9 protein-coding genes are annotated in these 12,067 nt (G+C 70.8%); 6 read left to right on the forward strand and 3 right to left on the reverse strand.

The features are described 5' to 3' along the window. The 6 genes from ABZU52_RS29565 to ABZU52_RS29590 all read left to right on the forward strand — a co-directional run. Positions 1–1,382: PEP-utilizing enzyme (locus tag ABZU52_RS29565; protein ID WP_354974234.1), on the forward strand; the 1,382-nt coding region annotated here is incomplete at its 5' end. A gap of 28 nt (positions 1,383–1,410) precedes the next feature. Continuing rightward, positions 1,411–2,076 (forward strand): hypothetical protein, encoded by a 666-nt coding sequence (locus ABZU52_RS29570; RefSeq protein ID WP_354974235.1) that lies wholly within the window; start codon positions 1,411–1,413, stop codon positions 2,074–2,076. A gap of 52 nt (positions 2,077–2,128) precedes the next feature. Beyond that, a complete protein-coding gene (locus tag ABZU52_RS29575) occupies positions 2,129–2,707 on the forward strand; it encodes a TetR family transcriptional regulator C-terminal domain-containing protein (protein ID WP_354974236.1) in 579 nt (192 codons plus the stop codon). Positions 2,708–2,832: 125 nt separating this feature from the next. After that, positions 2,833–3,480, forward strand: a complete 648-nt coding sequence (locus ABZU52_RS29580; RefSeq protein ID WP_354974237.1) for an ATP-binding cassette domain-containing protein — start codon at positions 2,833–2,835, stop codon at positions 3,478–3,480. 78 nt (positions 3,481–3,558) lie between these two features. Continuing rightward, positions 3,559–6,597 carry an FtsX-like permease family protein gene (locus ABZU52_RS29585; RefSeq protein ID WP_354974238.1) on the forward strand — a complete coding sequence of 1,013 codons (3,039 nt, stop codon included), beginning with the start codon at positions 3,559–3,561 and terminating at the stop codon, positions 6,595–6,597. Beyond that, positions 6,594–7,532 (forward strand): ATP-binding cassette domain-containing protein, encoded by a 939-nt coding sequence (locus tag ABZU52_RS29590; protein ID WP_354974239.1) that lies wholly within the window; start codon positions 6,594–6,596, stop codon positions 7,530–7,532. The genes ABZU52_RS29585 and ABZU52_RS29590 overlap by 4 nt, the downstream gene beginning before the upstream one ends. Positions 7,533–7,814: 282 nt before the next feature. Here the strand turns inward: ABZU52_RS29590 and mmsB are convergent, their stop codons facing one another. The 3 genes from mmsB to chvE all read right to left on the reverse strand — a co-directional run bounded on the left by mmsB (position 7,815) and on the right by chvE (position 11,825). Further along, entirely contained in the window at positions 7,815–9,065 is a 1,251-nt protein-coding gene (gene mmsB, locus ABZU52_RS29595; RefSeq protein WP_354974240.1) for a multiple monosaccharide ABC transporter permease, read from the reverse strand. Next, entirely contained in the window at positions 9,062–10,600 is a 1,539-nt protein-coding gene (gene mmsA / locus ABZU52_RS29600; protein ID WP_354974241.1) for a multiple monosaccharide ABC transporter ATP-binding protein, read from the reverse strand. Before mmsA ends, mmsB begins: the two co-directional genes overlap by 4 nt. Before the next feature lie 82 nt (positions 10,601–10,682). Further along, entirely contained in the window at positions 10,683–11,825 is a 1,143-nt protein-coding gene (gene chvE / locus ABZU52_RS29605) for a multiple monosaccharide ABC transporter substrate-binding protein (protein WP_354974242.1), read from the reverse strand. Between the last annotated feature and the right edge of the window lie 242 nt (positions 11,826–12,067).

Below are 12,067 nucleotides of genomic sequence, written 5' to 3' on the forward strand. Positions count from 1 at the left end.
CCGGGGCCGCCCCGCGCCGGGGGGGGGTCCGGGGCGGGGGGGCCGGGGGGGCGGCGTCGCTGCGGCCGGCCGGCCGCGCGGTGGTGGGGATCCTGCGGGCGCTGGCCCGTCCCGAGGCCGCGCGCGCCCGGATGTTCGAGACGATCGAGCAGCTGAGAGTACGCTCCACCGCCCCCGCCGACCTGCGTACCGCCGCCGACCGGCTGCGCTTCGTGCAGGCGCCCGACGCCGACGACAGCGCCGACGCGATCATGTGGCCGATCGTCGCCGGGATGCTCGCCGCCGCCCTGCCGACCTCGCTGCTCACTGACGTCGCCGGCCCGGACGAGATCCACACCGTGCTGGGTGGCATGCCGCACAACGTCACCATCGAGATGGACCTGGCCCTGTGGCGGCTCGCCCAGGGCGCGACCGACCACCGCCAGCTCCTCCTCGACACCCCACCGACCGAGTTGGCGGCGCGCTACCTGCGCGGGACGCTGCCCGAGATCGGCATGACGGCCTTTCTGGACGTCTACGGTCACCGGGGCGTCGCCGAGGTCGACCTCGGGGTGCCGCGCTGGGCGGAGGACCCCACGCCGGTCTTCGCCGCGCTCGCCAACTACCTGCGGGTCACCGATCCGCAGCAGGGTCCCGACCAGCGCTTCCAGCGGGCCGCGGCGGCGGCGGAGACAGCGCTGGAGGAGCTGGTGGCGCGAGCCCGCCGCCGGCGGCCGGTGCGGGGCAGGGTCGCGGGTTTCCTGCTGCGCCGGGCGCGGTCGTTGGCCGGCCTGCGCGAGGCCGGCAAGTTCGCCGGGCTCTACCCGCTGCGCGAAACACGCCGCCAACTGCTGCTCATCGGCGCCGACCTGCACGGCTCCGGGTTGCTGGACCAGCCCGACGACATCATGTTCCTGACCCTCGACGAAGTGCACACCGTCGTACACCAGGGTGTTGATCTGCGCGGCACCGTCACCGCCCGGCGGGCCGTGCACCGCCGGGAGCTGCGGCGTCGGACGGTGCCGGTGGCGCTGCTCTCCGACGGCACGGATGTCGAGACCATCCTACCGGCCGCGCCGGCCGGCGACGGGACGCTCACCGGCGTGGGGGCGTCGGCGGGCCGGGTGACCGGTCCCGCCCGGGTGGTCCACGACCCGGGCACCGCCCACATCGAGCCCGGCGACGTCCTGGTGGCCGCGACCACGGACCCCGGCTGGACCCCGCTGTTCCTCACCGCGGCGGCGCTGGTCACCGAGACCGGCGCGATCATGGCGCACGGCCCGACGGTGGCCCGCGAGTACGGCATTCCCGCAGTCATCTGCGTGCCGGACGCCACCCGGACCATCTCCACCGGCCAACTCGTCACAGTGGACGGCGCCGCCGGAACCGTCACCGTCCACTGACCGTCGGCCCCGAGCGAGAAGGACGACCATGACCGAGACGAAGGCACCGACCAGGGCGCGGGTGGGCCCGCTGCTGCGTCGGGCGGCCGAGGCCGAGGCCGCGACGTGGCGCAGCCTGTACGTGTGGGGGCGACGCCGCCCACTGCCGCTGGAGCCCGGCGACGAGCCATTCGGCTACCTCGGCGTGGTCAAGCCGATCCTGGGCATCTTCATCGGCCTGTCCGTCGTCGAGATCCCGATCTTCGACGTCGTGGTCACCCACGTGGTGCCGTGGCGGCCCGCCCGCTGGATCGTGCTGGGCCTCGGCATCTGGGGTCTGCTCTGGATGATCGGGCTCTACGCCAGCATGACGATCCACCCCCACGTCGTGGGCGACCGGGGCCTGCGGGTGCGGCTCAGCTCGGGCATCGACATCTGGATCCCGTGGACCGACGTCGAGGCGCTGCGCAAGCGCTACCGCTCGCTGCCGTCCAGCAGGTCGGTGCAGGTCGAGCAGGAGGGCGACCGACGGGTGGTGTCCATCGCGGTCGGCAGCCAGACCAGCATCGACGTCCTGCTGCGCCGTCCGCTCACCTTCGACCTGGCGAAGACCGGCGCCACGCCGATGAACGAGCTGCGACTGTACGCCGACGACCCGGACGGCCTGCTGCGCAGCGCGCGGGGCACCCCGGCGAGCAGCACCGTCAGCCGGTGACCGCCGCCGCTGGCGGGGCATCCGGGCCACCCACTGTGAAACGATCGAGGCCATGCCCAAGAAGGTCGATCACCAGGAGCGACGCACCCTCATCGCGGACGCGCTGATGCGGGTCGCCGCGGACCAGGGCCTGGAGGCCGTCAGCCTCCGACACGTGGCTGCCGCGGCCGGCGTGTCCGCCGGGATGGTCCAGCACTACTTCCGGACCAAGGACGAGATGATGGCGTTCGCGTTGAGCGTGGTGCGGGAACGCAGCCAGATCCGGGTCACCGAGGCGGTGGCCCGGCTGGGCGAGAAACCGCCGCCCCGGCTGCTGCTGCGCACGATGCTCGCCGCGCTGCTGCCGCTCGACGAGGGCACCCGCGACGACGGGCGGGTGGCGCTCGCGTTCCTCGCCTACACGGCGGTGCGTCCGGCCGCCGCGACCGGCCTGCGCGAGGGGACCCGACAGCTCACCGAGTTCATCGCCGGCGTACTGCCCGACGGCCGTGGCGACGCCGCCGCAGCCGGCCTGCTGGCGCTGATGGAGGGGCTCGGTGTCTACCTGCTGGGCGGGCAGTACACCGCCGAACAGGCGCTCGGCGCACTGGACGCCCACCTCGACCTGCTCTTCGGGCTGATGCCGTCGTAGCTGGCCGTTGGCCCCCGGACGAGGGCGGCACACGTCGCACCGCCGGCTGAGCCACGGGGATTGTGCGGCTCCGCGAGCCGTGGCAGTCTGCGGATCATCGATGCCGGGGACGGGGGCGGTCGTACGTGTTGAGCATTGACGGGATCTCCGTCGGCTACGGCGACGGGCCGGCCGTCCTCAGGGATGTCTCGGTGGCGGTCCGTCCGGGTCGGTTGCTCGCGGTGACCGGGTCGTCGGGCGCGGGCAAGACCACTCTGCTCTACGCGATGGCTGGGCTGCTGCGGCCACGGGACGGCGCAGTGACAGTCGACGGGCAGCCGCTGCGCGACCGTGATCACGCGGTGGAGCACCGGATCGTCCTCATCCCACAGGACAACGGTCTGGCTCCCATCCTCACCGCAGCCGAGAACCTCCAGGTGGCACTCGTGGCCGACGGCGTGGCAGCGCCCGAGGCCCGCCAGCAGACCGCCGCGACGTTGGACCGACTGGGCCTCTCCGGCCAGGCGGACCAGTTGGTCGAGGAGCTGTCCGGCGGCCAACAGCAACGTACGGCCGTCGCCCGCGGCCTGGCTCTCCGCGGCGGCGTCCTGCTGGCCGACGAGGTGACGAGCGAACTGGACGCGGGCAATCGGCAGCGGGTGCTGGGTCTGCTGCACGATGAGGCGCGGCGGGGCGCGGCCGTCGTGTTCGCCACCCACGATCCGGATCTGGCCGCCGCGTGTGGAGCGGAACTGCATCTCGTCGAGGGGCGAGCGGAGATCGTCCGCGGCTGAGGGAGTGCCGTAACCGTTGGGTCTCGGTCCATCCGCCGGGACGGTGGTCGACCGGTCACGTCAATACCCTCACCATCAATGCTGATTGTCATCTGGGGAGCGCTCGCGGCACGCCGGGCACACGCCTTGGCGGTGCTCCTGCTCGCAGTGCTCGCCAGCGCCGCCGCCGCGGCGGCTCCGAGCTATGTCGCCGCGGCCGGACAGTCCCTGGCCAGGTACGAGATGTCGAAGGCGTCGCCGAACGAGCTTCGGGTGCGGCTCGCCGAAGTCGTCGAATATCCGGGGATGCCCGGCGACCCCGCACGCAGCGTGTTCGCGACCAGGGTCAGGCAACTCACGCCGGCCGGGTTCGACGTCGTGCTGGGCGCGCAGAGCGGTGGCGTCGCCGCCGGCCAGGCCGGGAGGGTGACCTCGAACCTGACCTTCCGAGCGGGGGTCTGCGAGCGGGTCGACCTGACCGGAGCCTGCCCTCGGGCCACCTCGAAGGGTCAACTCCCCGAGGTCATGGTCAGCACGCACACTGCCGCCCGGCTCGGCGTCGTCGTCGGCGATCAGTTCACCTTCGGCGCGGTGCCGGTGCGGGTGGCCGGCATCTACCAACCGCGGGACGTGACCGATCCGTTCTGGCTCGGCGCGGAGCTCATTCGGCCACCCGCCGCGGGACCGCCCGGCACGTCGATCGCGGGCAGCGCCGAGGACGCGATCTTCACCGCCGACGCCGCACCCCTGGCCGACGAGCAGGCCATCCTGCACGTGTCGACGGCCGACCTCTACGTCACCGAGCACCTGTTGGACAGCCGGTCCGTGCAGGGCCTGCGGGACGCGGTCACGGTGGTGCAGCGCGACGGGAGCCGCGAGGGCTTCGGTGCCGGCACCACCCTGCCCAGCCTGCTTGATCGCGTCACCGTGCAACGGAGGCAGTTGGCCGACGGCGTGACGCTGGGCGCCGGGCTGCTGGTCCTGCTCTGCTGGCTGGTGCTCTTCGTCGCGGTGAGTTCGGCCGCCGACCAGCGGCGACCGGAGCAGGGCCTGCTCCTGCTCCGCGGGGTGCAGCGCCGACGCCTGTGGGCGCTGGCGATCGGCGAGCACGCCGCACCCGCGCTGGTCGCGATCCCCCTCGGCTGCCTGGGTGGCCTCGCCGCTGCCGCACTGCTCGCCGCGCACACCCTCCCGGCCCGCGCCGACGTCACGATGGACGCCACCGTGATCGGCTTCGCCGCCATCGGCGCCCTCGGCGCGCTCGCCGCGGTGCTGCTCGCCCAGGCTCGGATGTTGTCCGCACCGGTCGTCGACCTGCTCCGCCGGGTTCCGGCACGGGTACGGGGGTGGCGGGCGACCATCGGTGATGTCGTCGCGGTGTCCGTCGCCGTGGCCGCCGTCGTGCAGCTGCGCTCCGGCGGATCGCCCAGCGGACTGGCACTGGTGGCGCCGGTCGCCGTGGCGCTCGCCGCAGGGGTGCTGCTGGCGCGAGTCACCATGATCGTCGGCGCGGCGGTGGGTGGGGCGCTGCTGGCACGCGGCCGGACCGCCATTGGTCTCGCCCTGGTGCAGGTGGCCCGGCAACCACGATTCCGGCCCCTGATCGCGCTGCTCACCGTGGTTGTCGCGATGCTCGCATTCACCGTCGCCACGAGCGAGGTCGCGTCGGCCGCCTACCGTGATCGGGCGACGGTCGAGGTCGGCGCGCCGCGCGTGGTCGAGGTCGATGCGACGTCCCGTTCGCACCTGTTGGCAGCGGTACGGGCGGCCGATCCCGAGGGTCGGTTCGCGATGGCCACGGTGGTGACAGGCTCGTCCTCTGCGGCCGGCACACCGCTCTTGGCCGTGGACTCCGACCGGCTCGCGACAGTGGCCGCGCCGCACTCGTCCTACGGCGTGTCCCTGGCGGACGTCGCGCGGGAGATCCGCCCAGCTGCACCCGGGGTACCTGTGCACCTACGAGGACGCCTGCTCACCGTTGCCATCTCCGCCAACTTCGACGCCGCGGTCTTCGGCGGCAACCGGGTCCGCCTCGCGGTCACGGTCTCCAGCGCCAACGGCACCCGAGTGGTTACCTCTCGCGATGACATCAGGCCCGGTCGCAAGGGGTACGTCCTCCAGGTGCCCGAGTGCGCGCAGGGATGCCGGCTGGTCAAAATCGACATCGTCGCTCCGGTGGTGTCCCGGAACCTGGAGGTCCGCTTCGAGGAGTTGCGAACCGGCGATGAGGACGGCGAACGCGAGACGATCGTGCTGACCGGTGCTCAGTTCGCCGATACGACCCGGTGGCGGCTGTCCGATCCGGATGACACCTTCCTCAACGCCACGAGCGGAATCGACGCGGCGCTGATCCTCACCGTGCCGGAGAACCGGCGTGCGACGCCGGCCGGCATCGCTGTTGCCGACGCGCCCTTCCCATTACCCGTCTACCTGACCCGATCGACGGGGACGCCGCTCGGCAGGACTCATCCGTACGACGGGGTCGACGGGACACCGACCACGGCGTTGGTCGGAGGCGTGGCCGATCGTCTGCCGCGACTCGGAGGATCCGGTCTGATCGTCGACCTGGAGTACGCGGATCGACTCGCCGTCGCCAGCCAGAGCGGCAACGAGGAGGTCTGGTTGGCCCGGGCCGCCCCCGCTGACGTCCTCGACCGACTTCGCGCACAGGGCCTGGTCATCAAGAATGACCGGACAGCCATCGCCCTACGCCAGGATCTCGATCGGCAGGCGACGGCGTTGGCCCTGCGCTTCAACATGTTCGCCGCGCTGGCGGGGGTGCTGATCGGAGCGGCCGGCCTGATCGCGATGGCGGCGGCCGAGCAGCGTACCCGGGTGGCCATGTTGGTGGCGCTGCGTCGGCAGGGGTTGCCACCGCGCGCGGTCCGTGGCGGCTACGGATGGCCGGCCGCGGTCGCCGCCGTCTCGGGAGTTCTCGTCACCCTGGTGATCTGGCTTCTCGCCCGCAGCGGGCAGCGCCTGTTCAGTGACGGCCGCTCACCGGTCTCGTTGCCCGAGTGGCCGGACATCGGTCGGCTGCTGTTGTTCGTGGTGCCGACGGTCGCGCTGTTCGCCCTCACGGCGGTCGTGCTCGGTCGGGTCATCGCCGCAGCGGTTCGCCGTCGGAGCGGGCGATGAGTACCGCAGCGCGGGACGAGCCGATGACCGCTACCCGGCCGACCGGGGGCGTGGCCGTCACCTGCCACCGGCTGATCCACATCTACCCCACCGCCACCGGTGACGTCGTCGCGCTCTCCGGGGTGGACCTGCGAATCGCTGCCGGCGAGATGCTGGCGCTGGTGGGCCCGTCCGGCTCGGGAAAGTCGACTCTGGTGGCGATCCTCGGGGGGCTCATGCAGCCCTCCGCCGGGCGCGTCTACGTAGGCGACCACGAGCTGTCCCGACTCTCCGCCAAGGGCCTGGCCGCTCTCCGCGGGGCCACGGTCGGCACGGTGCTCCAGGGCGCCGAACGCAACCTGCTGCCGTACGTGTCGCTGTCGCGCAACATCTGGTTGGCGCAGCGATCCGCGGCACGCCTCGCCGGACGCCGGCTCGATCCACCGGAGGCGATCCTGGAGCTTGTCGGTCTCGCCGGTGCGGGCGCGCGACGGGTGGGTGACCTGACCCCGGGGCAGCGTCAGCGGGCCGCCCTGGCGCAGGGGCTGGCGGCCGGACCCGGGCTGCTCCTGGTCGACGAGCCGACCAGCCAGCTCGACGCGTCCGGTCGGGACGAGGTGCTCGCAGCGCTGGCCACCATCAACGCGAAGCGGGGCACCACGGTTGTCGTAGTGACCCATGACGGCGAGGTCGGCGCCCAACTGGGCCGAGCCGTCACCATCCGGGACGGCCGGGTCGGGGCCGAGGGACGCAACGGCCGTGACTTCGCCGTGGTGGCCGAAGACGGCACGATCCAGTTGCCGCCCGAGACGTTGGCGAGCTTCCCGGCCGGGACGTTGTTCGAGGTCGATCACACCGACCAGTCGATCACCCTGCGCGCGGTGGCCACCCCGTCGTCCGGCGGCGGGGACGACGAGGTGGGCGGGCCCGGCGGCGAGCCGCGGCCCGGTGGGTGAGCGGGGACGGCGACTCGGCGCCGGGAATCACCAACGTCGGCGCCCCGGACCCGTCCGCCGAGACGCTCCAGACGTCCCTCAACCCTCCACGGACCGGGCGCCGCCCGCCGACCGTCCCCTCCACGAACCGGCAGCACCGGCGGTCCGGAGCCTTCGGAGAACCGGGCGCCGAATCGTCCTCCGACGGCGACCGGCGGTCCCGCATCGGCGCGAACGTCCGCAGGACGACGTGTGCCCCTGCCCGTGGGACGGGCAGGGGCACACGCGCGTACGGCCGGAGCGTCAGCGGGCCGTCCCGGCGCGACGCTTGTTGTAGACGTCGAAGGCGACCGCGACGAGCAGGACGAGACCCTTCACCACCGACTGGGTCGACTGGTCGATGCCCATCAACTGCATGCCGTTGCTCATCACCGCCATGATCAGACCACCGACCATCGCGCCCACCACGGTGCCCACGCCGCCGGTGACCGCCGCGCCGCCGATGAAGGCCGCGGCGATCGCGTCCAGCTCGAACATGTTGCCGGCGGCGGGCTGGGCGCCGTTGGACCGCGACGAGTAGATGACGCCGGCCACCGCCGCCAGGAAGCCCATGTTGACGAACATCCAGAAGTTGACCGTGCGGACCTTCACCCCGGACAGCGCCGCCGCCGACAGGTTGCCGCCGATCGCGTAGACCTGGCGACCGAAGACGGTACGCCGAGTGAGCAGGCCGTAGACCAGCACCAGGACGGCCAGGATGATCAGCACGATCGGCAGCCCTCGGGCGTGCGCCAGCTGCCAGGCGAAGTACATGAGCACCGCGCCGACCAGCACGACCCGGGCGACGAACAGCGGGAACGACTCGACCGGCTGCTGGTAACGGATGCGCGCCACGCGGGTGCGGAAGCCGCTGACCGCGTACCCGGCCACCGCGATGGCGCCGATCAGCAGCGTGAAGGCGTCGAAGCCCTGCCCACCGAGCAGGCCGTTGAGGAAGCCCGCCGCGACCTGCTGGTACTCGGACGGGAACGGCGACAGCGAGATGTTGTCGAGCACCCGCAGGGTGAGACCCCGGAACAGCAACATGCCGGCCAGGGTCACGATGAAGGCCGGAATTCCGGCGTACGCCACCCAGAACCCGTGCCACGCGCCGACCGCGACACCGACGACCAGCGCGGCCACGACGCCGATCCACCACGGGTGGCCCTGCTGGATCACCAGGACGGCGGAGACCGCTCCGGTGAGCGCGACGACCGATCCGACCGACAGGTCGATGTGCCCGCCGATGATCAGGATGACCATGCCGATCGCGAGGACCAGGATGTACGAGTACTGCAGGACGATGTTGGTGATGTTGCCGGGGCTCAGCAACACCCCGTCGGTCAGGACCGCGAAGAGCGCGACGATGACGACCAGGGCGACGTAGATGCCGCTCTGCCGCAGGTTGTTCAACACCAGCGCCCGCAGGTCGTTCGTCCCGCTGTGCAGGGCGGCGGCGGGCGTGCTGTCCGGGGGCGTGGGGCGCTCCGTCGAAGGGGTCTTGATGCTGGTCATCCGACGAGCTCCTTGTCCTTGGTCATCAGCTCCATGAGGCTTTCCTGAGTCGCCTCGGCCACCGGCATCTCGCCGGTGATCCGGCCGGCGGCGAGGGTGTAGATGCGGTCGCACATTCCGAGCAGCTCCGGCAGCTCGGAGGAGATGACGATCACCGCCTTACCGGCGGCCACCAGCCGGTTGATGATCGTGTAGATCTCGTACTTGGCGCCGACGTCGATGCCGCGGGTGGGCTCGTCGAGGATCAGCACGTCCGGGTCGGTGAACAGCCACTTCGACAGCACCACCTTCTGCTGGTTGCCGCCGGAGAGCTTGCCGACCACCGCCATGACGCTCGGCGTCCGGATGTTCATCTCCTTGCGGCTCGTCTCGGCAACCTTGATCTCCTCGTTGCCGTTCACCCAGCCCAGGCGGGACAGCCGGTCCAACGCGGCGGCGGACACGTTGCGCCGCACGTCGTCGATGAGGTTGAGGCCGTAGCGCTTGCGGTCCTCGGTGACGTAGGCGATGCCGTTGTCGATCGCCTCGGCGACGGTGCGCGCCTGCACCTCCCGCCCGTGGACGAAGAGCCGGCCCCGGATGTCACGCCCGTAGGACCGACCGAACACGCTCATGGCCAGCTCGGTCCGCCCGGCCCCCATGAGGCCGGCGATGCCGACGACCTCGCCGGCGCGTACGGACAGGCCGACGCCCTCGACGACCATCCGGTCCTGGACCGGGTGCCGCACCGTCCAGTCCTCGATGCGGAGGACCTCCTCGCCGGGGGACGACTCGCGGTCGGGGTAGAAGCTGTCCAGGTCGCGCCCGACCATGCCCCGGATGATCCGCTGCTGGTTCACGTCGTCGGACTTCATGTCGAGGGTCTCCACCGCACGCCCGTCGCGGATCACTGTGGTCGAGTCGGCGATGGCGGTGATCTCGTTGAGCTTGTGCGAGATCATGATGCAGGTGATGCCCTGCTCCTTGAGGGCCCGCAACAGGTCGAGCAGGTGCGCCGAGTCGATGTCGTTGAGCGCGGCGGTCGGCTCGTCCAGGATGAGCAGGCGGACCTTCTTCGACAGCGCCTTGGCGATCTCCACCAGCTGCTGCTTGCCGACACCGAGTTGAATGACCGGAGTGACCGGGTTCTCGTGCAGCCCGACGGACGCCAGCAGCTTCGCCGCCTCGGCGTTGGCGAAGTTCCAGTCGATGAGCCCGCTGCGGCCACGACGCTCGTTGCCGAGGAAGATGTTCTCCGCGATCGACAGGTACGGCACCAGGGCGAGTTCCTGGTGGATGATGACGATGCCGTTGGCCTCGCTGTCGCGGATGCCACGGAACTGCATCGGCTTGCCGTCGAAGAGGATCTCGCCGTCGTACGAGCCGGACGGGTAGACGCCGGACAGCACCTTCATCAGGGTGGACTTGCCGGCGCCGTTCTCACCACAGATGGCGTGGATCTCCCCGCGGCGCACGGCGAGGGTGACGTCCTCCAGCGCGGTCACGCCGGGGAAGGTCTTGGTGATGCGACGCATCTCGAGGATGGTGTCGTCCATGGTCACTGTCCTCCGTCAGGTCTGGACGCGTGCACGCCCAGGCGTCGGGCCCGGCGGGTGACCGCCGGGCCCGACGAGCGGCTTACTTCTTGGCCTGACCGGCGGCGACCTCTTCCGCCGTCCAGTAGCCGGAGTCGATCAGCGTCGCCTTGATGTCGTCCTTGTAGACGGTAGCGATCGGCAGCAGGTACGCCGGGACGACCTTGACGCCGTTGTTGTACGTCTTGGTGTCGTTGGCCTGCGGCTGCTTCTTCTGCAGGAACGCCTCGGCGGCGTTCACGGCCTGCTCGGCAAGCAGTCGGGTGTCCTTGAAGACCGTGGAGCTCTGCACGCCGTCGTTGATCAGCTTGATCGAGGCGATCTCGGCGTCCTGGCCGGTCACCACCGGGAGCTTCTTCGCGCCCTTGCCGTAGCCGGCGTTCTGCAGGGCGGTGATGATGCCGCGGGAGATGCCGTCGTAGGGCGAGAGCACCCCGTCGACCTTCGAGCCGTCGTTGTAGGCCGATGTGAGGAGGTTCTCCATCCGCTTCTGCGCGGTCTCCTGCTGCCACCGCAGGATGGCGACCTGCTCGGGGGTGGTCTGCTTGGACTTGACCTTCAGCGTGCCGTCGTCGATGAACGGCTTCAGCGTGTCCATCGCGCCGCCGAAGAAGTACTGGGTGTTGTTGTCATCCAGCGACCCGGCGAAGAGCTCGACGTTGAACGGCCCCTTGGCCGTGCCCTTCGAGCCGTCCTTGTTCAGCAGGCCGAGACCGACCAGCAGCGCGGTGCCCTGGGCGACGCCGACCTTGTAGTTGTCGAAGCTGACGTAGAAGTCGACGTCCTTGCTGCCACGGATCAGTCGGTCGTAGGAGATGACCGGGATCTTCGCGGCCGCGGCGGCCTGCAGCTGGCTGCTGAGCGCCGTGCCGTCGATCGCCGCGAGGATCAGAACATCCGCACCCTGGGTGATCATCTGATCGACCTGCTGCGACTGCGTGGGGATGTCGTCGCCCGCGTACTGGAGGTCGACCTTGTAGCCCTTGGCCTCGAGCTTGGACTTCACCGCGTTGCCGTCGGCGATCCACCGCTCCGAGGTCTGGGTCGGCATCGACACACCGATGGTCAGATCGCTGGGCTTCTCGTCGCCGGTCTTTTCACCGCTGCCCGCACCCCCACCGCTGCATGCCGCCAAACTTAGCGCCAGTGCCGCGCCGCCGAGAGCAACCAGGAATTTCCTGCCCACCGGCTTCTCCTCTCTGGACTCCCCCGCCGACTGCCGGGGCCAACTGTCATCTTTCGGGTAGTGTTAGCGCTCACATAGACTGCGTCAACACCAGATCCGAAATACCGGTGTCACGGTCTCGTAACGGAGCATCCAGGCGAGCGTAGCCATTCGACCGATCCACCGGAAGGGCAGGACGCGACGACTCAGCGTGGTCATCCGCAGCACCCTACAGACCGGTGCCCGCGGACGACGTCCGTCGT

This window comes from Micromonospora sp. NPDC005220 (assembly GCF_040607895.1).
Classification (GTDB): Bacteria; Actinomycetota; Actinomycetes; order Mycobacteriales; family Micromonosporaceae; genus Micromonospora.